The sequence below is a fragment of the Maribacter sp. MS6 genome (assembly GCF_056839185.1).
Genome location: NZ_CM166389.1, coordinates 3,825,620 through 3,849,849, shown reverse-complemented (window position 1 = coordinate 3,849,849; position 24,230 = coordinate 3,825,620). Strand labels below are relative to the sequence as shown.

Sequence of the window (24,230 nt, the reverse complement as noted above, 5' to 3'; positions counted from 1 at the left end):
CCGAAATTATAGGCGTAACTTGAAATAAAAGAATATTTTTTATGAACGAAATCAAAGTATTCTGCCCCGCAACCATAGCGAATATTTCCTGTGGGTTCGATGTGCTTGGAGTTGCCTTAGACACCATTGGGGATGAAATGGTCGTTCGAAAGACCCGAGAAAAAGGTATTCGAATCACCAAACTTGAAGGGCAACAACTGCCCATGGAAACGCACTTAAACGTAGCCGGAGTAGCTGGTTTAGCCTTGTTAGCCGTTAGCGATTACGATGGTGGTTTTAACATTGAAATCTATAAAAAAATTAAAGCAGGGAGCGGTATAGGCAGTAGTGCCGCAAGCTCTACTGGAGCCGTTTGGGCCATGAATCTCTTATTAGGCAAACCATTTTCTACGGTAGAACTAGTAAAATTCGCAATGGAAGGTGAACGCTTAGCTAGCGGCGTAGCCCATGCAGATAATGTAGCACCAGCTCTTTTTGGAGGCTTTACTTTGGTTCGTAGCTATACGCCCTTAGATGTCATTCCTATTCCAAGTCCTACAGAACTTTATGCAACGGTTATTCATCCACAGATTGAAGTAAAGACCTCTGACTCTAGAAAAATATTAAAAACTACCATAAGCTTAGAAGATGGTATTAAACAATGGGGTAATTTAGGTGGCTTGGTTGCCGGTCTATTTACATCGGATTACAATTTAATCGGGCGTTCTTTGGAAGATCATATCGTAGAACCTATTCGGTCTATTTTAATCCCAGGTTTTGACGCGATAAAAACTACAGCAATGACCAACGGAGCCCTAGGCTGCGGTATTTCTGGTTCTGGCCCATCCATTTTTGCTTTTAGCAATGGAGAACGCACGGCACAGAATGTAGGAGCAGGAATGAAGGAAGTATACAAGAAAATAGGAATTGATTTTGATGTGCACATATCGAAGATAAATACAAGTGGCATTAGACAATTATAATACAGGTAGTAACGCATACAACTGAAGTTAACACATGAAATTTTATAGCCTAAACCAAGAAGCTCCCGTGGTATCTTTTAAGGATGCCGTAGTTAAGGGTATTGCACCGGATCGCGGCCTCTATTTTCCAGAACATATTACAGCACTACCAGCATCTTTCTTTAATAAGATACCAGAACTTACCGATCAAGAAATAGCTTTTAATGCCATACACCAATTTGTTTCAGCAGACATTCCTAATGACAAATTAAAGGAGATTCTTGCCAATATGCTCGATTTTGAATTTCCTGTAGTTGAAATCGAAACCAATGTAGCCACCTTGGAATTGTTTCACGGACCTACAATGGCTTTTAAAGACGTTGGTGCACGTTTTATGGCCAATTGTTTAGGCTATTTTTCAAAAGACGAAAACAATGAGGTCACTGTCCTTGTAGCAACCTCAGGAGATACCGGTGGGGCTGTTGCTAACGGATTTTTAGGGGTAAAGGGTGTGAACGTAGTCATCCTTTATCCTAGCGGTAAAGTCAGTGATATACAGGAACGACAATTAACTACCTTAGGGCAAAATATCGTCGCCCTTTCTGTGGACGGAACGTTTGACGATTGTCAAACCATGGTCAAAACAGCATTTTTAGATAAGGATTTGCTAAGAAAGATGCAATTGACCTCAGCGAACTCGATTAACGTGGCACGTTGGCTACCACAACTGTTTTACTTCTTATTTGCCTACAAACAAGTACGTATAAAAGTAGAAAAAGAAAAAGTAAGCCCAAAAGATATTGCTTTTTCGGTTCCAAGTGGAAATTTTGGAAACATCTGTGCAGGGATGGTTGCGCAACGATTGGGTATGCCAGTAAAACAGTTTATAGCGGCTACCAATGTAAATGATACCGTGCCCGAGTTTATGAAAACTGGCATATACGATCCTAAGCCATCCAAAGCGACTATTTCAAATGCAATGGATGTAGGCGACCCAAGTAATTTCATTAGAATACGGCATCTTTTTCAAGATGATTTGTCACAACTGAAAAAGCAGCTTACCTCCTACTCCTTTACTGACATAGAAACACGCAAGGCACTTTTGGACATTTACCAAAAAACTGGGTACGTTGCAGATCCACACGGTGCGGTTGGATATCTGGGTCTGAAAAAATACCAGGAACACCATCCGAACACCTATGGAATCTTTCTTGAGACCGCCCATCCTGTAAAGTTTTTAGATGTTGTGGAACAGACAATAGGACAAACATTGGCGATTCCTCCTCAAATTCAAAAAGTAATGGACAAAGAAAAAAAGTCCATCAAAATTCAGAACTATCACGAACTAAAAAGCTATCTGCTTAAACGCTAATCCAAGGACGGTAGGACAAAATCATCCAATGGGCTTGGCTGTTTCATCATAGCCTCAATGGCTTCTGTAGTTCTAGGCGCCATAGCGGACAAGTTTACGGGGCCATTATCCGTAATTAAGATATCGTCCTCTATGCGTACGGCAATGCCCCACCATTTCTTATCGCAATCGCTACCTTCCGGGATATAGATTCCAGGTTCTACAGTGATTACCGTGTTAGCCTGCAAGGGGCCGTAAGTTCCTTTGTCATGGACATCAAGTCCTAAATAGTGAGATGTTCCGTGCGGAAAATAGGTACGCGCTTCTCCAACATTACTTATAATACCCAATCTTACTAAACCATCAGCGATTACTGCGCTCGCCGCCAACCCAGGCGATTGAAAAGAAGAACCAACGATACTTGCATTTATGCCCGCTTCCTGTGCTTCGTAAACCACATCATAAATCGCCTTTTGTTCCGGAGAAAAAGTACCATCCGCTGGAATGGTTCGCGTAACATCTGCGGTATACCCACGGTACTCTGCACCAAGATCCATCAATACCAAATCATCTCCAACTTTGGGTTTGTTGTTCTCGATATAGTGCAGTATACATCCATTGTTGCCTCCGCCTACGATGGAAGGGTAACCTTCATATTCCGCACCATATTTTTTATAGACATATTCATGCACACCCTGAATCTCACTTTCCGACATGTTAGGGTGCATGGCCTTCATTACCTCAATTTGACCCACCGCGGAAATTTCTATGGCCTTTTGTAGCAATACTAGCTCTTCCTCAGTTTTTGTTTCTCGTAAATTCCTCATGATTTCGCTAATCATGCCGCTGTCCAAATTATTTGTCTTTTGAATAGTAAGAACTTTTTCGCGAATTTCTTTTCTGATAATATCATTATCAGAGTTGGCAAAGGCCAGCAAAAGTTGGTCTTGTTGAAGGGTCTTATCACTACTCAAGTAACGGCCTAAAATTTGTGCTACATTAGCACTATTCTCAATGGGAGTAGTGGTAATCCTAGTGTATAATTCTTGTTTTGTTGCGCTGTAATCTCTTGGATAATTTGCCTTATCCTTAAACATATAGATCAAATCGAACAAATCTGCGCTACCGCTTTTATCCCTGTAGTCATTCTTAAAATCAAAAAAAGACACGGTATCAAAATTACTAAAATCCACAGGCAGGTCTTTAAATTCCTCGGCATTAAAAGCCATATCAAACCCTAATGCATTTTTTACTCCTGCTATTCCCAAGCGTTTTCCGTTCCATTGTTCGGCCCTAACATCCCGTTTCTGAACGTATATCAGCTCGTTATAGGCAGCTCCAGATGGAGTTTTTTGTGGTTCCGCAAAAATGAGCAGCACGGCATTGGGTTCTTTATAACCTGTGAGATAGTAAAAATCCGGATCTTGGTGGTAAATGTAATCCACATCGTTCGCTCTATTGCGCTCTGGATTTGCAAAAAATACCAAAACACTATTCGGCGTCATGAGTTCCCTTACCTTATCCCTTCTACCTTTATGAAATTCCGCAGATAAATAATCTGTTGGTATATCCTGTGCCTTTACATGAAAACAAACCGATACAATCAGAAAAAGTAAAGCGCTATTTTTTAACATATTCATTTATTTAAACTTGTAAATTACTGCTTTTTTATATCATTGACTGTACCACTCCACCTGATTGAAAATTATAAGAAGGACTTAGAAGGGAATACTTAATAAATTGAATAAATTTGTCTCAAATATAAAAAGAAGATGAAAAATACAGCGCTTTCCCAAACACATGAGTCCTTAGGTGCTAAAATGGTCCCGTTTGCAGGTTATAACATGCCCGTTTCCTACGAGGGCGTAACCGCGGAGCATGAGACGGTTCGGAACGGTGTTGGTGTTTTTGATGTGTCCCACATGGGAGAATTTTTAATAAGTGGGCCAGAAGCCCTCGAATTAATTCAAAAAGTGAGTTCTAACGATGCAGCCAAACTTACCATTGGCAAAGCCCAGTATAGCTGCTTACCAAACGAAACCGGAGGTATCGTAGATGATCTTATTATATACAAACTAAAGGAAGAACAGTATTTATTGGTGGTGAACGCATCGAACATAGCGAAAGACTGGTCACATATTAGTAAGTACAACGAAGCTATTGGAGCGGATATGCGCGATATTTCCGAAGATTATTCTTTATTGGCCATACAGGGACCAAAAGCGGTAGAAGCCATGCAGTCCTTGACTTCTGTAAATCTTGAAGAAATTAAATTCTATAATTTTAACGTAGCGGATTTTGCCGGAATAGAACACGTTATTATTTCTGCGACCGGATACACAGGTTCTGGTGGATTTGAGATTTATTGTAAAAACACGGATGTAAAACAGATTTGGGAAAAGGTATTTGAGGCAGGAGCTGGTTTCGGCATAAAGCCAATAGGTTTGGCCGCTAGGGATACCCTACGTTTAGAAATGGGGTATTGCCTTTACGGAAATGACATCAACGATACCACTTCACCGTTTGAAGCTGGCCTTGGTTGGATTACAAAATTCACAAAAGACTTTGTAAACAGTGAAGCATTGGCCAAAGAAAAAGCGCACGGACCAGAACGCAAACTGGTGGCCTTTGAGTTAGATGAGCGAGGTATTCCAAGACATGATTATGACATTGTTGACGGACAAGGAAAAAAGATAGGAATTGTTACTTCGGGCACCATGTCCCCTTCTATGGGTAAAGGTATTGGTTTAGGTTACGTCCCTACCATATTTTCCGAAATTGGAAGCAAGATTCAAATTCAAATTCGCAAGAAAGCTATTCCTGCCACCATCGTTAAGCTTCCGTTTTATAAAAAATAATGCAAAATTTTCAATACTATCTCGATGAAATTTATAAGGAGGTTCTAGAACTTCCAAATACAGGAAAAGTAGCTTCTTACATCCCTGAATTAGCTGATATACCTGACTCAAAATTTGGAATTCAACTGCTGGACATACATCAAAACGAATTCGCTAAAGGAGATAGTAAAGAAAAATTTTCAATACAAAGTATCTCAAAAGTGTTAAGTCTTTCCATGGCCTTGCAATGCATTGGAGAAGCTGTTTGGGAACGGGTGGATGTAGAGCCATCCGGGGATCCATTTAACCATTTGTCCTTGTTGGAACTAGAAAACGGTATCCCAAGAAATCCGCTAATAAATGCCGGTGCAATCGTAATAGCTGATATTTTGGTATCCCAGTTAGCAGATCCTAAACAAGATTTTCTGGAGTTTGTTAGAAAATTGGCGAACGACACCTCCATATCGTATGATGAGGATGTGGCTAAATCTGAAAAACAAACTGGGTTTAAAAACTACGCAGCTGCCAATCTGCTTAAATCGTATGGCAACCTTAGCAATGATGTAGAAACGGTATTGGATTTTTACTTTCATCAGTGCTCCCTACATATGAGCTGTGCCCAGCTCTGCAACGTATTTTACCTTTTTATAAATAGAGGAAAGTGCAAAAGAAATATGACTCACCTAAATATAAATCAAATCAAAAGGGTTAACGCGCTAATGCTTACCTGTGGTTTTTATGATGAAGCAGGTGAATTTGCCTTTGAGGTAGGTTTACCGGGAAAAAGTGGGGTCGGCGGTGGTATTATTGCCCTTTTACCTAATAAATTTTGTGTGGTTACATGGTCCCCGCCACTTAATAAAAAAGGAAATTCTGCCCGTGGAATGGCCGCATTGGAACGTTTAACCACCCTATCCGGATTATCAATTTTCTAATTTGGAAAGTAAAAAAATACTCATATTGGGTGGTAGTGGTTTCCTTGGCAATGCCATTTACAAGGAGCTGTGCAACTACTTTGACACCTATGGGACGTATTGCCATGCGGCCAACGCTTTTGCTTCCAACAAACAATTTTTTAGGTATGACATAGAGAACGATGATATCTTTGAGCTGTTAGAAAAAGTAAAACCTCAAATTATCATTTCTGCTTTACGGGGAAATTTTGCGGCACAAGTAATCGCCCATCAACATTTAACTGAATATGTAACGTACACTGCCTGTACACTCTATTTCCTATCATCAGCAAATGTGTTTGACACCTACAGCAAATATCCTTCTTACGAGACAGACAAAACCTTATCGGAAAGTGTTTTTGGACGCCTGAAAATAAAAATTGAAAATATGCTACTTCGCTTGCCTCCAAATAAAGCGGGCATATTGCGCATTCCTATGGTTTTTGGAAACGCATCACCGAGAATTAAAGAAATGAAAAATCGGATTCTTAACAATGAGCCTGTGGAAGTTTTCCCTAATTTAATTCTAAATGTGACGAATGATGATAAACTAACACAGCAAATTCATTATCTTATAAACAGAAACAAAACAGGTATTTATCATTTAGGGAGTACAGATTTGGTACATCATGAAGATTTCATAAAAGAAGTCTTGGAACGCGTAGGGACCTTTAATCCAATACTAAAACGTGTATATACGACCAATGAAGACCGTTATTTGGCCGTATTGCCAAAAACCAATAAATTGCCAAAAAACCTACAGTTCACATACCAGGATATTATAGAAGATCACGTTTTAAATTGACATATATTTTTAAATATAATACACATGGAGAAATTTACCGATAAACAAATACAGGATTACCTTGGCCAATTAGACGGATGGGAATATGTAGATGGCGCCATAGAAACGACTTTCGAATTTAAGGATTTTAAGGAAGCTTTTTCTGTTATGACACGCATTGCGTTCGAATGCGAAGCGCAGGGGCATCACCCAGATTGGAGCAATGTATATAAAACAGTTAATATTCGATTAAATACGCACGATGCTAACGGTGTTACCGAAAAGGATTTTGTACTGGCAAGAGCTATTGAGGATATTGTAGAAAGCGACTAAGACTGTCGTTTCAAATTTTATTACTTTTAGAATCCTAAATTAAAAATACAACTATGGGAAGAGCTTTTGAGTTTAGAAAAGCACGAAAAATGAAAAGATGGTCGGCCATGTCCAAAGCCTTTACTAGAATAGGAAAGGATATTGTCATGGCGGTAAAAGAAGGAGGACCCGATCCAGATTCCAACTCCAGGTTACGAGCCGTTATACAGAACGCAAAGTCGGTAAACATGCCCAAGGACAATGTAGAACGTGCCATAAAGCGTGCAAGCGACAAAAGTCTAGGAGATTATAAAGAAGTGCTGTTTGAAGGATATGCACCGCATGGTATCGCTATTTTAGTAGAAACTGCCACGGATAATAATACACGGACCGTAGCCAACGTTAGAAGCTATTTTAATAAATGTAACGGCAGCTTGGGAACTTCCGGTTCTGTTGAGTTTATGTTTGACCATACGTGCAATTTTAGGATTCCGGCAGAAGGTTTGGACCCAGAAGAGCTAGAACTGGAAATGATTGACTTTGGTGCCGAAGAGGTTTTTGTAGATGATGATGGTATTTTGATTTACGCCCCCTTTGAAAGCTTTGGTGCTATACAAAAAGAACTAGAAAATAGGGAATTGGAAATCCTTTCCTCTGGCTTTGAACGAATTCCACAAGTTACTAAGGCACTTACCGAAGAGGAAGCTGCGGACGTAGAAAAACTATTGGAAAAAATAGAGGAAGATGACGATGTACAGAACGTATACCATAGCATGCAGGAATAAACAATACATGTTATACTAAAAAAAGCCACTCTTTTGAGTGGCTTTTTTATGCAATCAATACTTATTTTAGATTCACATTTTTCCGTATTTTCAGTGTAGGTTCTACCTGTTAAAAATAGAACCCTTCCACGTCTTCTATCCTATTTTCGTAGCACCTGTAAGGTTTCTTTTCCATAAACAGAGTTCATACGTATGAAATAAGTACCAACGGGCAACTCGTCCATACCCAGGTAAATCTCGTTGTCCCCCTTGGTTAAACTATGTTGACCAAAGTCCTTTACTTTTTGTCCAATACCATTGAACAAGGACAAGGTTCCCTCCATGTTCTTAGGAGAGACTACGTTGAGGTTCAAGTTTTCCTTGAACGGAACCGGGTAGGCCTTCATTTCAACTTGGGCAACAGGTCGCTTTACCGTTAAACTCTCATTTTCTGCTACCGGACAAACGTTGGCATGGAGCACAACATAGAAGTTATCCGTATCTCCAGCACTGATGCCTTCAAAGGTATAGGTGATGAAATCCCCATCGACCATATCCGCATAAGGGTACTGGCCCGGTGCGGTGGTGAACCCATTGCCTTGCGTTGGTAAGATTTGACTGCCCACATGTAACTGGGCCTCCGACATCCTATAACCAGGTAGGGTAGAAACAGTCACCGCTAAAGTACCATCGGTGTAAATGACCTCCACGTTTCCTACCAAGGCACCTTTGGAAATATCGCACTGGCCTGCGGCCGCATATACCTCCATTTGGTAGGTACCATTGATGGAAGGGAACTCATTTATCCATCCCCATCGGTTGCCACTGACATCGGGAACGCCTATGAAACAGGTCCGGACATTCTCATCCGACGATCTGGCGAATGCCGTCTCACATTGGTCGATTGTACCCGTGCCACAGTCATTATCGTTTTCAATAATGTCCCATTCACAGGTAGCTTCGTTCCATACCGCCGTTTCATTACATTGTGTCATCGGCATATTGGGCTGTTCACCGGTAATGTCCCATTCGCAGCTAACTTCGTTCCATTCTGCCGTTTCGTAACATTCCGTTACCGGTTCTGTTGGTTGCTCACCGGTAATGTCCCATTCACAGGTCTGCTCGTTCCATTCTGCCGTTTGATAACATTCCGTTACCGGTTCAATAGGCTTCTCCCCGTTAATCTCCCAGTCGCAGATCTGATCGCTCCATACTGCCGTTTGGTAGCATAGGGTCATGGGCTTCTCCGGTTTCCCATCAATTATGTCCCATTCACAGGTCGCTTCGTTCCATTGCGCAGTCTGATGACACTCGGTCATGGGCTCCAATGGCTTCTCACCGTTGATTTCCCAACCACAGATTTGATCGCTCCATACCGCCGTTTGGTAGCATAGGGTCATCGGCATCTCAGGTTTCCCATCAATGATGTCCCATTCACAGGTCGCTTCGTTCCATTGCGCAGTCTGATAGCACTCCGTTATTGGCTGCACTGGCATTTCTCCAATAACATCCCAACTACAGTTCTGCTCGTTCCATTCTGCCATTTGATAACATTCCGTCTGGGGCTTCTCCCCTTTTACGCATACATTGTCATCACAAGCATCGGGAATACCGTCATTGTCCATATCAACAGTATCGTCCCCTTTATCACATGTATCGAAACAATCGGCTATACCATCGTTGTCAGCATCGAAGCCCTCATCGATCATACCATCGCCGTCGTTGTCCACACCGTCACATACCTCTTCGTTGGGTTGGGTGATGGTTATGCTACATCGTGAAGTGGCACCGGTAGCATCCGTTATCGTCACATAATGTGTTCCTACACCTAGGTTAGTGTTCAACTGTGCAGTGGAACCATCGTCCCACCTAAAGGTATGTGGTCTATAACCGCCGTTGCCATGTACCGTGGCAGAACCATTGTTACCGCCGTGTACGCTAACGTTCCCCTGAAGGTTGATCCAACAGTACAGCTCCTTGGCAATGTCTATTTGACTAGTCGTCTCACAACCGGAAGCGTCGGTGACCGTAACGCTGCGAAGACCGTATGTTAAACGTGTCGCCGTTTGCGTGGTCTCCCCGTTGTCCCAGAGATAGGTGAACGGCGCCGTACCACTTTTTGGGTACACCGTTGCCACACCGTCCTGGGTAAGGTGATCCGTGGTAAGCTTGTCCTGTTCCACTGTGGCCATGAACGAATCGCAATTACCACCCGTGGGTTCCGTAATGGTAACACTACACCGTGAGGTAGCACCCTTGGCATCCGTAATGGTTACATAATGGGTGCCTGCACTCAGAGAACTGTTGACCTCTCCAGTACTGCCGTCCTCCCATTCAAAGGTATAGGGCCTATAACCCCCATTACCTTTTACCCGGGCAGAACCGTCATTGCCACCGTTATAGCTTACGTTCTGTATCAAATTTGTCCAACAGTAGAGTTCCTTCGCGATATCTATCTGGCAACTGGTCTCACATCCGTTGGCGTCCGTCACCGTTACACTGTGCATGCCATAGGTTAACGTGGTCGCTGTCTGTGTCGTTTCGCCATTGTCCCATATATAGGTATAAACACCATTACCACCACTAGGGTTAACCGTGGCCACACCGTCCTGCGTCAAGTGGTCCGTGGTAAGCACGTCCTGTACAATGGTACATGCCATTTGTTGGTTATTGGTGACCGTAAAGGCCTCTGAAGTCGTGGCACAGCCAAACCCATTGGTCACCGTTACGGTATAGCTACCTTCAAGGGCGGTCATCGTCTGGGTGGTCTCCCCTCCGGGCGACCAGAGGTAACTAGAATAGCCTGCACCGGCATCGAGGACGACACCGTTTCCGTTATAACAATAGCTATCGTTTCCCGTGATCGCGACCATTGGTTTTGGGTTAACCGTTAAGGTGGCCGTTTCACTGGTCGTCGAACAGTCGTCCTTAGCGTCAATGGGCGTGCTGTTATCGGATGTAACAATGACCCTGTACTGGTTGGCGTTTTGGACGATGGATACATTGGTTATGGTGACCGAGTTTGAATTAGGTACCATCATGGGTATCCAGTTCGCCCCATTGTCGTTCGAAATTTGCCATTGGTACGAGAGCCCACCGTTACCGGTGGCTCCTACAACTAAAGTAAAGGACTCACTTTCGCAGACCACAACATCCCAGGGCTGTTCTTGAATGGCAACCTCACATGGCTCCAATATCGTGACCGTGGCCGTGGACGGGGTACCGACCCAGTCCGGGTTGGTACTGCTACTGATCACCATGGTAAACGTTTCGTCGCCCTCGGAAAGCGCATCGGCGACTATAGGAAGGGTCACGGTCTTATTGCTCGTATTACCGTCCGCCCAAGTCAATGTCAACGGGGTGGGAATGCCCGTATAGTCGTCGGTGATGGTGGCCGTACCATCGAACGTCTGAATCTGAACCGTAAGTTCACCCTGACTGCCGCCCTCACGGGTGAGATCGAGCGTGACCGTACCGTCGCCCTCGCTCGCGGAATACGTAGCACTCGCAAACTGTATGGTGCCCGGCGGATCATCTGTAATAGTGACTGTAGCGGTACTGGGTGCACCGACCCAGTCCGGGTTGGTACTGCTACTGATCACCATGGTAAACGTTTCGTCGCCCTCGGAAAGCGCATCGGCGACTATAGGAAGGGTCACGGTCTTATTGCTCGTATTACCGTCCGCCCAAGTCAATGTCAACGGGGTGGGAATGCCCGTATAGTCGTCGGTGATGGTGGCCGTACCATCGAACGTCTGAATCTGAACCGTAAGTTCACCCTGACTGCCGCCCTCACGGGTGAGATCGAGCGTGACCGTACCGTCGCCCTCGCTCGCGGAATACGTAGCACTCGCAAACTGTATGGTGCCCGGCGGATCATCTGTAATAGTGACTGTAGCGGTACTGGGTGCACCGACCCAGTCCGGGTTGGTACTGCTACTGATCACCATGGTAAACGTTTCGTCGCCCTCGGAAAGCGCATCGGCGACTATAGGAAGGGTCACGGTCTTATTGCTCGTATTACCGTCCGCCCAAGTCAATGTCAACGGGGTGGGAATGCCCGTATAGTCGTCGGTGATGGTGGCCGTACCATCGAACGTCTGAATCTGAACCGTAAGTTCACCCTGACTGCCGCCCTCACGGGTGAGATCGAGCGTGACCGTACCGTCGCCCTCGCTCGCGGAATACGTAGCACTCGCAAACTGTATGGTGCCCGGCGGATCATCTGTAATAGTGACTGTAGCGGTACTGGGTGCACCGACCCAGTCCGGGTTGGTACTGCTACTGATCACCATGGTAAACGTTTCGTCGCCCTCGGAAAGCGCATCGGCGACTATAGGAAGGGTCACGGTCTTATTGCTCGTATTACCGTCCGCCCAAGTCAATGTCAACGGGGTGGGAATGCCCGTATAGTCGTCGGTGATGGTGGCCGTACCATCGAACGTCTGAATCTGAACCGTAAGTTCACCCTGACTGCCGCCCTCACGGGTGAGATCGAGCGTGACCGTACCGTCGCCCTCGCTCGCGGAATACGTAGCACTCGCAAACTGTATGGTGCCTAATGGAACTTTTGTTACTGAAAATTCGGTATCAACCGTTCCCGGATACACATTATCATTATCACTCACCCAATTGGTAGGATTATGAAGAATTGCCCGTATCTGTTCAGGAGTACCCGTTAATGGGCATCCTACCGCACAACTAAATTGCCAATTATCGGCCTCAGGTGTTAATCGTACAGCAGTATCGCCTGTAGTTAATGCATCTGGCAAGGCCGAGGTGGTATTGCTGGTAGAAGCACCGTCCCAGTTGGCATCGTCGCTTCCCGTGCCAATATTAAGTTGCATACCTGCTATAAACACGGGGTTTGCTATGGTACCTTGTAGGGCGAACAATTGGTCCCCAAGGACCGTGAAAGATGCCGCTCCAGGGCTCAAATTAGAAAAATCCAGTATGACAACTTCACCAGCACTACGTGCCGACCCAGCTGTCCAGGTGAATTCCCCATCACCTATAGCCAAAGGCGTTACGAATCCCGTGCCATCATTCCAGCCACGATCGGTAAAGATTATGGTTGTGGCAGCATCAACATCTTTTAGCAATACAAATGCGAAGGAATCATCTGCATCTGTAGTACCATCTGTATTAACGCCCAAAAAGGCAATATCGCCTGGTTCCAACACTGTTTGTGCATTAGAAAAGCATACTGTCAAGATAACAACTAAAAAAAGTAAAAATTTTTTCATAGAATTGGTTTATGGTTGATTCCGTTGTGGTAGTCTAACTTCTAGATGGAAAAAGGCCAACTAATGCAATAATAAAATTAACAGATGTGTATGGCTGCATATTATTTACAGGTAAATTACCACCCACATTGTTCTGTGGCAATGCCCCCATGGTAACGTCTGATGTTGTACCGAAACCATCAAAACCAGCACCGGCAATAAAATTTCCAGCTGGGGTTTCCGTATCCGCTTCTTCTTTTCCGGGTAGTGACACCCCATGGTTGTGGCTTGGCATTTGAGTAGTGTTCAATGTATTGGTCTCTGTGCCGCCTTTTTGTCCCAAGGCTCTATTGGTCAAACCTGGTCCAGTAGAAAAACCAGAATGCAAAGGTACCCTTCCTCGCAAGTCTGGGAGTCCAAAGCTTGTTCTCCCATCGCCACCATATGTGGTGCCTAAAATCGAGAATAACGCTGAGTTCTGTGAAATGGGTAAAAGTTGCCCATTACAAAAAGCCCAGCCTCTGGGTGCAAAATTTCCTCCAAACATGATGATTTGTCCTATAAATGGTTCCATAGTCTTTATTTTTTTAGTTGATTATAAAATTGAAATTGAGTTTAGTTCTGTATGAGGCTTTTTCCATTGTAGGAAAAAGGAGGTCAGGGGGCAACCTATTATTGTTTTCCCAATGTTTATCGGTTATATGGGGGCCAAAATCTGAAAATTTAAGTTGTGTTTCACTTGATTGTTTCCCTTCTGAGATTTTAAAATGGATCGTGGTATGTTTACCAAACTCCCGATCAGGGTAATCTGTCAATAATCGATAATACCCATTTTCATCGGTAACCAGCTTACCCTTATGGCCAAATTCTTCTGAATTTGGCGAAAGGTGCCAAAACTCTAGCTGAGCTCCGTTTAAGGTATTTTTACCCGATGCATCAAAAATTTGTCCTGAGATTTCTATTTGTTTCCCAAAAAGATTCCTTCGGATATCTGTTTGGTGGGATAGCGCATTTGCTTTTCTTCTATTAGAATTAGAGGCACTCGCTATAGTTGGAAAAAGAATTAGACCACTTGTGGCCATAATGGAATTCTTAAGAAAATTCCTTCTTAGGTAGTTTTTTTTCATATTCCTATTGCATTTTGTTGTTAACCAAACCATAGGAAGTAAAGTGGCTCAATAAAATATGGGGTACTAAAGAAAAAGATCAACAAATCTTAAACTCAAAACCATTGACGACAATCAAGTTAAACGGTTATTATACTAATATACCATAAAGGGTATGAACAGTACTTTTTTTACGATAAACGGTTCAAAAAGCACAAAACCAACTCATTTATTGTTAAAACAAGAGCTAAACGGCAAACCAAAAAGATTCAATTTTATAACCTAAGTATACCCATTTGACATCAAAAACATTTGAACTACATACACGATAAATTTTGCAAATACACTTGACTTAACACTAAGAGTTTCTTATCATTATTATTTTAATTGCTTAATCCATTTAAAACATTACTGCTATTATCTTCTATTTAAGCGGTTTACCGATTTAAAAAACCAAACGAAGGCTTCTTTCCAAAGAAAACAGTAGCTTGTATATTTGTCTATTTTAAACAACCCATTTTTTATGAACACAAAAGGCAATTGCTAGATTATATTGAATGAAAATACCCGATAATAAAATATTTCTCTTTACTGTCTTAGTTGGAATTACATTCTACACGGTTCAAAAAACCATACCCAAAACTTTAAACAAGAGTAAGGATACATATACTAGCTCTAGAGATTACTTAACAAAAATTAAAAACCCTTCTGGAAAAGTGTTTCTAAAATCTTACGGTTACCTAATCCAAACCGAGCCATCTCTACTTTTCCGCTCAGGTTTTGAAGGTGTCCAACTTAGCAACCCAGTTGAGGATTATCAATATCTAAAAGGAACGGACGAAAAAACGGGTTTCTCTTGGCCACTGTACATACTTGGTTCAGATTTTAGTGGCATCCATAGAATTAACGACGACGATGGCAAGGCCATAGAAAATAAACTAGTGCAGACAAATGGTCCCAAAGGAAACGCAACAACTGCCCTATTCCAAAAGGTAAAATACGATATAAACGTAACCCAAACTCCGTTACAGATAAACAACATTCAAGAAAATCCAACGGAGCTTTATATGAGTTACTGGATCAAAACAGACAGTACCGCGGTAAAGGGAATAGACAAATGGAGGGCCATTTGGGAGTATAAAACTAAAGACTATGCTTCAAACAAAGACGGTTTTAGAATGATTGCATTTATGGCAACCGATTACCAAGGAAAGCCCTATTGGCTATTCCAAGGCGACACTAGTCCTCAAAATCCTATCTGGCAAACTGAAAACTATAGCATACCCCTTGTCTTAGGGGAATGGTTTAAAGTGGAATATTATATAAAATGGAGCAACGGAAAAGACGGTTATGCTTCCATGAAAGTAAACGGAAAGCTCATCGGTGAACATAAGGGAGCTACCACAGCCAATTCAGACGACCTGGATTTTATAATGCTGACCCAAGTCTACGGAAATACGTACCCCATGCATCAATGGGTAGATGATATTGAAATATGGGATGCCCTACCAGATTAGTCCAAATGAATTTCAAAATTACTTATCCTATTGACAGTCTGTAATTTACGTTTATAGCATTAAGATTTAATCAACCGTCTCCATATGGGTAAAAAAGACATCTATAAGTTTTATAAATCGCTTATATTTACTAAAAAATTGCCATCTATTGCTTTTGAGTTTGACGAACACGAACATCAACGATGATGAAAATGAAAAAACAAACACTCCCTATACTCTGCATATTGATACTGTTGGCAAACTGTCAAAAATCCGATTCATTAGAAACACCCGGAAATTTACCTGCTGCCTTATTGTTTAAATCTGGATTTGAAGCAGGAACTTTCATCAATGACATTCAGGATAACTACCAAGTAATACGGGGAACCGACTCAGAAACAAATTTTACGTGGCCCATAAATATATTAGGATCTAATTTTGGGGGTATCCATCGCATACAGGATGATGAAGGCCCGGCCATTGACAATTACTTGGAAAACATTATAGGGCCAGATGGAGAAGAAACAATAGCGCTATTTCAGCGTGTTAACTATGATATTGGTGTAACCCAAACACCTTATCAAATAAATGGGATAAAAAATAACCCAACAGAATTGTTCATGTCTTATTGGATGAAGACGGACGCTACTTCTTTGCAAGGTCCCAATAAATGGCGGGCCATTTGGGAATATAAGACGAAAGCCTATAATGAAAATAACCAAAATGGTTTTCGAATGATTGCGTTCATGGCTACGGACAATAACGGTCAGCTGCATTGGTTGTTTCAAGGAGATAAAAATCCGACAGAACCAATATGGCAAGTAAAAAACACTACAGTTCCCGTTATTAGAAACGAATGGTTTAAAGTATCGTATTATATCAAATGGAGTTCTGGTTCTAACGGCTATGCGGCCATGAGCATAAACAACGAAATCATTGCAGAGCACAACGGTCCTACCACTACTAACTCTGATGATTTGAATTTCATAATTTTAACTCAGGTTTATGGGAATACGCATCCCATGCACCAATGGATAGATGATATTGAAATATGGCAGGGACTTCCTCAGGAGAACTAAGATGAGCCTACTATAAGATTGCCGCTATTTTCTTTTATACGCGGCATCAAAAACAAACTCATCGGCAATTTGATGTATGTGATGCATGGCCATTAGCCCTTTATCAAAACTGGGGCGTACTACCCGCTCCGTTATTTCGGAATATTCGCTTATAGTCAACTTCTCTATTCTATTGATATTTAATGCACGACCGTAAATGGCATCTGTATTTCTTTGGGAGGGCCTGTAAAGTTTCCCTTCATATTCGAATATAGTGCCCCCATTACGCGCAACACGGGCATCTATGAGCACTGGATTTTGGGTGTGAGGTTCAATAGCATTTAGCTTAATAGAATCTACTTTGTAGATATATAGCTCGCTATTCATGGGAGAAGTTAGCGAAACCTGCTTGTTTAGGAACAACCATTTTTGTTGGTTTTCATCCGTATAAAAGAAAGCATCTGCCACTCTTTCCCCCTCAAATGCGGTAGTATACAACTCCCACGTCATAGGGAACTCTATTGCCTTATAAATTTCCAAACGCTCATTTTCAGAAGTTTCAGGCATTAAGAAAATCTCACCAGCTTCCTCAAAAATATAGGGAAAGGACAAATGATAATCCATATTCAATACATCAACAATATCAATAAGGTCGGTACCATCTACCAAACCACAAGATATCTTACCTCTTTTAGTACGATAGGAATAATTCTCAAAAAAAACGTACGTACGGTGCTGGTATTTAAACAAAAAGGGATCTGCCCAAAATTCATCACTTGGCATATTCAAAGGCTTTGAAAGTGCAAGGTCTGCTTTCATAAATTCTCCAACACCTAAAAAAAGTGACCAACGCTCCGGTCTCAAGGCGAATAAACGATTTCCCAATTTTTCTAAAATCTTATGAATTACCGTCAGATAAAAGCTCATGCAATATTTGAGCACCGGTAGAAAAGAAAAGTCTTCAATAACACTAATCGGAGTAACCTTCTGTTTTACATGATGAAAATTCCCGGTTAATAGGATTGTTATGGTCTTAAAAAAAACAGAAACCGCGCCTTCTTGAACTGTGTTTCGGGTTTCTGTTATAGACCAACCCCGATTAAAAAATGCCGTATCCAGCACCGTTTTTTCATTATGGTTACCTGTAAATGCACGTAACGAAAAACCAATTCCTTCATGTTTATCCAATACTTCCCAAAATCCAATAGGACCTTTATTGACTAATTTTGAGTCGGAAAAAACGAAATCCCAAATACCATAAGGAGGTAGTTTGGTAATTTCTTTTAAACCATTGATGTTATCAAAATTTATTATAAAATCAAGTTTGGCGTTTTCAATCTTACGAATACCCTTTTTACTAACGGTTTTTATACCATTTTGGCATACAAAATTCACTGCTACCCTAGTTACATGTGTAAGTTGACTAACAACATCTTTTATTTTTATAGTGTTCGGCCTTTTGAAAAAATGTTTTTCTTCTAACAAAAGTTGTCGCCTTAGTAATGATTTGCCGAAACTAAAGCGTGATTCTGATTCTTGAAAGAAGTTCGATTGGCATACTTTTATAGGAAGTACAGTATCGTTTTCACGTTTGTAAATTAAAACAATTTCTATTTCATTACGATTTAAAAGGTCTTGTATTATCCTTAGTTTCCAGTTGGATAAGCACCGTAATTCCTCTACTAGTATGCCTATGCTCAATTTCAAATTATGTATAGCTTATAAAATTTATACCAATTTAAGAATCTATTACAATACGACTTGTATGCTCGTAGTACGATCCTATTTTTTTCCTATTCAAAAGCAGCGTTGTCTTCATTATTCACACAAGGGCTACCAACTATCTATGCTACTATGTGTTATCGTAACCATATGCATAACCATAGTTATAGTTGCCTTTTTTGATTTGCCCTACTGCGTTAAGGACATAGGCCATTTTGTTGAGCTTTTTATTTTTGGATAATTCTTTGGAGAACTGCATTAGCTTTTTATCGGTAAGGCCGGCCCTTAGCACAAACAAGGTCGCATCTGCATTTTTGGAAATTAGAAGTGTATCGGTAACTAGCATCGTAGGCGCAGTATCTACTATAACATAGTCATACTCTTCTTTGGCCTTTTGTATAAATTCTAAATATCGTTTACTGGACAGTAAAGCTGGAGCACTATTAGGTATCTTACCGCTTAGGTATATGTGGTGATGCGGGAAATCTTCAAAACCACAGTGAATACCATCATAAAAACTGAACCATTGATCTTTTAAATAATTAGAAAGACCTGGTATATCTTTATCCAATTCTGTAAATGTATGCAACTGTGGGTTTCTTAAATCCGCTCCAACAAGCAGTACCCGCTTGCCCATACTAGCATAGGCCAACGACAAATTTGTTGCTAATAAGGTCTTGCCTTCTTTCTTTATGGCAGAGGTTACATATACTACCTTACCAAAACTTGTTTCTCTATTACCTAAAAGGTGGTCGGTGTTGGCACTTAATATCCTAAAGGCTTCTGCCAAAGGTGAGCCAACCGATACTTTATCAAAGCTCTTTTCCGCTTCAAAAGAGGGTATTTCAATCAATGTAGGGATTTCGGGATTTAAAGTTTCCACCTCTATACGGTCATGAAGTTTGGTATCAAAGGAGGTGCGCACAAGAACAAATATAAATGGCACCATAAGCCCTAATAACAAAGAAATTGGGTAGATGATTGTTTTTTTGGGCCACAAAGGTTTTATACTACTCAAAGCATAATCTATCACTTTTACGGAAGATGATGTAGATGCATAGTCTATGGCAGCCTCTTCTCGCTTTTTCAATAAAAGCAAATAGAGGTTTTCCTTTATTGCCTGCTGCCGTTCTATGGAACGCAAAACACGTTCCTTTTCAGGAAGCTCGGAATACGAGAGGTCTACCTTATTCTTTTGTTGATTAAGCTGACTTCTAGAAATTGCCAGTTGTGATTTATACACCTTAACCGTATTTAGGATATTTTGTTTGGAAAATTCTAGACGGTCGGATAAGTTTACCAGATTGGGATGGTTAGCTTGTAATGAAGCACTTAATTTTTGCCGTTCCCTAGCTAATTCATTGTATTTTTCAACCATTGCGTTCAAAGCACTGTTAGCCAAACCAATATCCGCGGGTAATAGGTTGTAATCTTCCTCGCCAGAAACCGTTCTGTCCAATAGATTCAGTAATGAAATCTGAGTTTCCAATTTTAATAATTCAGTCTCCGTTTCCGATTTTCTTTGTAGACTGGCACCCGCATCTGTTTGAATATAAGACAGGTCTTCAGCGGTTTTAAAATCTTTCTTGCCAGCTTCAATGGAATCCAATTCCCGAGACAAACTGTTGAACCGCTCGTCTACAATTTCTAATGTACGTCTGGTAACCAATTGTTTATTCTCCATACCATCGTCATCAAAATTTTCAATGATGGTATTTAAAATGCTTTCCGATAAATTTCTAGACTGTCCTTTTAAAGACAACGTAAGAACATCACTTTGTTTTTCTGATGTAGTTATGTTCAGGTCTTCTAAAAGGTAGGCGGTAGCGTATCTTTTGGGCAATAGGACCACTTTATATTTATTATGCCTGTACATACCAACATTTACAGATGTGGGAATTGAAATACCGAAAGGAAGAATATCTTTTAAACTTTCTGCACTTACCTCGTAGGGAACTACATATTTTCTGCCCGTTTCATCGGTAATATGATATCCTGCCGTACTCATTAGTATCTCAAAAGTTAAAGGCTTCTCTATCTTTTCTTCATTAATACTCTTGGTAATCACAAAAGGTGCGCTGGCAATTCTGCTGTAACTAAAGTTTGAATATTCAAAATAGTTAACGTCCAAATTTAGTTCATTAACAACGTTACCAAGCAATTGGTTGGACCTTAAAACCTCTATATGATTTTCTAGATTTAACTTTAGGTTTTGGTTTGCAACAGGCACATCCTTAGGAATAACCTTAGCTTCCTGGCTATTATCAAGTATTTTGATTTTGGCTTCTGAGGTGTATATTCTTGGTGTATATTTTTCATAAAAAAACCCAAGTGCTAAAAATAGTACACAGCTAACTACAAACCACGGCCAATATTTTAGATACTTTAGCATCAATTCCTTAACAGAAGTAGGCTTATCTTCCTCTTTAAAATCTAAAATATAGGGTGTTTCTTTCATTATTTTGCTATCATCCGTGCTCTTACACTTCTTCTACTCTACTTATCTCCAACCTAAAAATGTATACTACACTCTCCATTATCATATGCTACGGTTTGGACAAACCCTAGTTTTCAAAACTAGACGTTATTAGTGATGTACATTTTATAAATCGTTGAATTCTAATAATTTATCGATAATACGTGTTGCCGTGTTCCCATCCCATAAATGGGGAACCTTACCCTGCTTCCAATTTCCAGAAAATAATTTCTGCATGGCAGGTGAAATAGCTTTAGGGTCGGTACCTAAAAGCTCGTTTGTACCCTCCGTAATTGTCTCAGGCCTTTCCGTATTATCTCGCAAGGTCATACAAGGAATCCCCATAACGGTAGTTTCCTCTGTAATACCGCCAGAGTCCGTTATCACTGCCTTAGAATTTTGCACCAAATAATTGAATTCCAAATAACCTAGGGGATCGATCATATGCAGTCTTTCATGACCTATATTCAACTTTTGTAATATTTTACCGGTTCTGGGATGAACCGGGAAAATTAAAGGCAAATCAGCTGAATGTTCAATTATCTCATCCAATAAGGATTTCAACTGGCTTTCCTCATCCACATTGGCAGGTCGATGAAGCGTCATAACCAGATACTCTTTTTCCTTTAAACTTAGAACATCCCAAATTTTGGGTTTCCTAAAATTTGGTCTTTGTTTTAAAAGCGTATCTATCATGGTATTGCCCACGTACATGATACTTTCCTCTGGCACTCCAGCTTTCCTTAGATTGTTATTTGCTATTTCTGAAGTAGTAAAGAAGTAATTCGTGATGGCGTCCGTTACCAACCTATTGATTTCCTCCGGCATGGTCCAATCGTTAGAACGAATTCCGCCTTCTACATGCGCCACTTTTGTATGTAATTTTTGAGCTGTTATCGCACAGGCCATTGTAGAGGTTACATCTCCTACTACAAGCACTAAATCGGTTGGGTTCTCCAGAAGTTCCTTTTCAAACCGTATCATAATATTAGCGGTTTGCTCCGCTTGGGTTCCCCCACCGGCTTTAAGGTTTGCATCTGGCTCAGGAATTTGTAATTGATCAAAAAAATTCCCAGACATTGTATTGTCATAATGTTGTCCTGTATGTACCAATCTATAGGAAATATCCTTACCGGTCTCCTTTGCTACTTTTATAGCATGGATAATCGGGGCGATTTTCATAAAATTAGGCCGTGCTCCGGCTATAAGTGTTAATTTTTTCATTTTTATGGGTTTCGTCTAAATTTACCGTTTGAGCTGTTGTCCAGTCTACCTCGTTTATCGCAGTATTTAAGTCTATAAAATTGAAATCATTAAGCCATCTCTCTAATTTTGACTTACAGGATCTTAAACCCACATAGGATTTGAATTGCCTTGCTCGGGACAAACCTTTTATAATGGGTTGTTCAAAATCAAAATCCCGTGGGTGAAAATAAGTCATAACATAGTTAGAACTTCTGGTGCAATGTTTAATAATTCCGTATGGGAGCAGTCTAAAGTAACCTCCACCGGAAAAGACCAAAGGCTTACTAAAGACCGAATGTGTGTTAATAGGAAACTCCAGAAGTTTTACCCCGTTATATTCTAACAAAGATGGAGCCGCTACCTTATAAGCTGGAAGTCCACCATGCGCCCTGCTTGCCGGAAAAACAGAAGAATCTGCTTTAATTCCCAATTCATAAAGTACTTCAAAGGCCCACTTATTGTGTTCGGTAATAGAAAAGCCCGGTGCTCTGAAAGCCGTAACTTTTTTTCCTGTACAATCCTCTATGGTCTTGATGGATTTTTCTACATCCTTAAAAAAAGTAGCACTGTCTTGTTCATACACCAATTGGTGTAAATGAGTATGACTACCTATTTCGTAACCCCGATCGGCAATACCACGGATAACCTCAGGAAATTTCTCTGCCATCCAACCTACCACAAAAAATGTAGCTTCCACTTTGGTCTTTTGCAAAATATCGTAAATCGTCTCCATATTTTGATGAATACGTGGCTCAAAGCTAGTCCATTGCGCTTCGGTTTTGGTCGAACTATTATCCAAAAGATGAAACCATTCCTCTATATCAAACGTTAGTATATTCATATCCTGAGTTTAATAATCTGTTAATACAAATATTTTGAAATCACATGACCCAAGTATACTGAACTTGCCAAGGGTTGATGTTTCCACACCTTAGTTAGATAAGTAAGATCTTTTAGTGACTTACCTAAGGGTTCGGAATAATTGTAAAAAATGGGGAGTTCTATTGGATTCCATTGCTTTTTAAATCTATGGTTATTACTATCGATTGTAGATCTACCAAAAGAGAAGTATCGGTATTTTTCTGCAATAGACGTTTTTAATATCTCCCAACAAATAAGTGCATGGATGTTATAACCGTCATAATCATTATCTGTTGCGGACCAGCATACTTCGTTAAAATTCAGATAGGAAAGGCTAAAACCTACTGCAATAACTTTGTTTGAGTCATAAACAACGGTTATTTGAGCCTTGCCAAAGTTGTAGTCCTCCAACAAGTTCCTAAAAAATATCTTTCCAATCGGGGGCGACCCAAACTGTAACATTTTTTGAGCGTATAGTCTATAATAATCGTCTAAAAGCTCTAGTCCCCCATGCTTTACGGTAAAATTATTCTTCTCGGCCTTTCTGATTTTTTGCCGTAATTTGGATTTAACCGTCATAATCTGCTCTTCTTTCGTGTCCTTTAGTTCTAGAACACAGCTTACCTTTTTATCATATACATAGTCCGATAGCTTCGAAAAACTTCTAATCTCGAACTTTTTCTCTCCTAGTATCGATTTTATGGTGATAGCCAGGTTCTCCGCACTGGAAAAAATGGGACCACCATAGGAAAAATGTGGTACCGATATTATTCTGTTCTTAAATAGAACCGTGGGAAAGACACCGATTATCTTGCTACCGTCCATTATAGCGAGGTTTTGGCAGTTATAACCAAAAGTTTTTTCCAAAATAGGACCCAGGGAGGGGTTGTGGGCTATCGTAATCATTTGATGGCCCTTTTCCTTTTCCAAAAAAATGTTCCAGACACCCTGTTCAATACCAGACTTAATTTCAATCATGTTAAACTAGTTTCGAATCCTTAAAAAAAACAACTTTAAAGCGTAATTTCCTTTTGAACTGTTATTCATCAATAGTGTTCTTTTGTCTTATGTTCTTCTCTTTGTACAGTCTGCTAAAAGA

Annotated in this window: 18 protein-coding genes; 9 read left to right on the top strand and 9 right to left on the bottom strand. The window is 40.9% G+C overall.

Annotated elements, in window-relative coordinates; all coding sequences use genetic code 11:
- The first annotated feature begins 41 nt into the window (after positions 1 to 41).
- Together MS6x_RS16825 and thrC are read left to right on the top strand one after the other, a co-directional pair.
- Positions 42 to 962 (top strand): homoserine kinase, encoded by a 921-nt coding sequence (locus tag MS6x_RS16825; RefSeq protein ID WP_482603678.1) that lies wholly within the window; start codon positions 42 to 44, stop codon positions 960 to 962.
- 34 nt (positions 963 to 996) lie between these two features.
- The gene (gene thrC / locus MS6x_RS16820) at positions 997 to 2,313 is read left to right on the top strand and encodes a threonine synthase (RefSeq protein ID WP_482603677.1); all 1,317 of its coding nucleotides are present in this window, start codon (positions 997 to 999) and stop codon (positions 2,311 to 2,313) included.
- Here thrC and MS6x_RS16815 read toward each other — a convergent pair.
- Positions 2,310 to 3,932: an aminopeptidase P family protein gene (locus tag MS6x_RS16815; protein WP_482603675.1), complete on the bottom strand. Its 1,623-nt coding sequence runs from the start codon at positions 3,930 to 3,932 to the stop codon at positions 2,310 to 2,312. The two genes, thrC and MS6x_RS16815, sit on opposite strands and share 4 nt — an antisense overlap.
- A 132-nt stretch (positions 3,933 to 4,064) precedes the next feature.
- On the opposite strand from MS6x_RS16815, the gene gcvT reads away from it, so the two are divergent.
- The 5 genes from gcvT to MS6x_RS16790 are packed head-to-tail and all read left to right on the top strand — an operon-like array spanning position 4,065 to position 7,963.
- Positions 4,065 to 5,150 carry a glycine cleavage system aminomethyltransferase GcvT gene (gcvT, locus tag MS6x_RS16810; RefSeq protein WP_482603674.1) on the top strand — a complete coding sequence of 362 codons (1,086 nt, stop codon included), beginning with the start codon at positions 4,065 to 4,067 and terminating at the stop codon, positions 5,148 to 5,150.
- Entirely contained in the window at positions 5,150 to 6,064 is a 915-nt protein-coding gene (locus MS6x_RS16805) for a glutaminase (protein ID WP_482603672.1), read from the top strand. Before gcvT ends, MS6x_RS16805 begins: the two co-directional genes overlap by 1 nt.
- A 1-nt stretch (position 6,065) precedes the next feature.
- Positions 6,066 to 6,887 (top strand): sugar nucleotide-binding protein, encoded by an 822-nt coding sequence (locus tag MS6x_RS16800; RefSeq protein WP_482603670.1) that lies wholly within the window; start codon positions 6,066 to 6,068, stop codon positions 6,885 to 6,887.
- A 24-nt stretch (positions 6,888 to 6,911) separates the two neighbouring features.
- Positions 6,912 to 7,199, top strand: a complete 288-nt coding sequence (locus MS6x_RS16795; protein ID WP_379933278.1) for a 4a-hydroxytetrahydrobiopterin dehydratase — start codon at positions 6,912 to 6,914, stop codon at positions 7,197 to 7,199.
- 53 nt (positions 7,200 to 7,252) lie between these two features.
- Positions 7,253 to 7,963 carry a YebC/PmpR family DNA-binding transcriptional regulator gene (locus tag MS6x_RS16790; protein WP_482603668.1) on the top strand — a complete coding sequence of 237 codons (711 nt, stop codon included), beginning with the start codon at positions 7,253 to 7,255 and terminating at the stop codon, positions 7,961 to 7,963.
- A gap of 140 nt (positions 7,964 to 8,103) precedes the next feature.
- Here the strand turns inward: MS6x_RS16790 and MS6x_RS16785 are convergent, their stop codons facing one another.
- The 3 genes from MS6x_RS16785 to MS6x_RS16775 are packed head-to-tail and all read right to left on the bottom strand — an operon-like array spanning position 8,104 to position 14,294.
- Positions 8,104 to 13,188 carry a Calx-beta domain-containing protein gene (locus tag MS6x_RS16785; RefSeq protein WP_482603666.1) on the bottom strand — a complete coding sequence of 1,695 codons (5,085 nt, stop codon included), beginning with the start codon at positions 13,186 to 13,188 and terminating at the stop codon, positions 8,104 to 8,106.
- A 34-nt stretch (positions 13,189 to 13,222) separates the two neighbouring features.
- The gene (locus MS6x_RS16780) at positions 13,223 to 13,741 is read right to left on the bottom strand and encodes a phage tail protein (protein ID WP_482603665.1); all 519 of its coding nucleotides are present in this window, start codon (positions 13,739 to 13,741) and stop codon (positions 13,223 to 13,225) included.
- 13 nt (positions 13,742 to 13,754) lie between these two features.
- A complete protein-coding gene (locus tag MS6x_RS16775) occupies positions 13,755 to 14,294 on the bottom strand; it encodes a hypothetical protein (protein WP_482603664.1) in 540 nt (179 codons plus the stop codon).
- Positions 14,295 to 14,830: 536 nt separating this feature from the next.
- Here MS6x_RS16775 and MS6x_RS16770 point away from each other — a divergent pair.
- The gene (locus MS6x_RS16770) at positions 14,831 to 15,790 is read left to right on the top strand and encodes a hypothetical protein (protein ID WP_482603662.1); all 960 of its coding nucleotides are present in this window, start codon (positions 14,831 to 14,833) and stop codon (positions 15,788 to 15,790) included.
- A gap of 191 nt (positions 15,791 to 15,981) precedes the next feature.
- Positions 15,982 to 16,848: a hypothetical protein gene (locus tag MS6x_RS16765; RefSeq protein ID WP_482603660.1), complete on the top strand. Its 867-nt coding sequence runs from the start codon at positions 15,982 to 15,984 to the stop codon at positions 16,846 to 16,848.
- Between the two features lie 24 nt (positions 16,849 to 16,872).
- Here MS6x_RS16765 and MS6x_RS16760 read toward each other — a convergent pair whose 3' ends face one another.
- The 5 genes from MS6x_RS16760 to MS6x_RS16740 form a co-directional block, all read right to left on the bottom strand.
- A complete protein-coding gene (locus tag MS6x_RS16760) occupies positions 16,873 to 18,534 on the bottom strand; it encodes a glucosamine inositolphosphorylceramide transferase family protein (RefSeq protein WP_482603658.1) in 1,662 nt (553 codons plus the stop codon).
- Positions 18,535 to 18,679: 145 nt separating this feature from the next.
- Complete coding sequence (locus tag MS6x_RS16755; RefSeq protein WP_482603656.1) at positions 18,680 to 21,007, bottom strand: GumC family protein; 2,328 nt, start codon at positions 21,005 to 21,007, stop codon at positions 18,680 to 18,682.
- A 144-nt stretch (positions 21,008 to 21,151) separates the two neighbouring features.
- Positions 21,152 to 22,249 carry a non-hydrolyzing UDP-N-acetylglucosamine 2-epimerase gene (gene wecB, locus MS6x_RS16750; RefSeq protein WP_482603655.1) on the bottom strand — a complete coding sequence of 366 codons (1,098 nt, stop codon included), beginning with the start codon at positions 22,247 to 22,249 and terminating at the stop codon, positions 21,152 to 21,154.
- Entirely contained in the window at positions 22,212 to 23,111 is a 900-nt protein-coding gene (locus MS6x_RS16745) for a polysaccharide deacetylase family protein (RefSeq protein WP_482603654.1), read from the bottom strand. The genes wecB and MS6x_RS16745 overlap by 38 nt, the downstream gene beginning before the upstream one ends.
- 20 nt (positions 23,112 to 23,131) lie before the next feature.
- Positions 23,132 to 24,109: a GNAT family N-acetyltransferase gene (locus tag MS6x_RS16740; protein WP_482603652.1), complete on the bottom strand. Its 978-nt coding sequence runs from the start codon at positions 24,107 to 24,109 to the stop codon at positions 23,132 to 23,134.
- Positions 24,110 to 24,230: the final 121 nt, after the last annotated feature.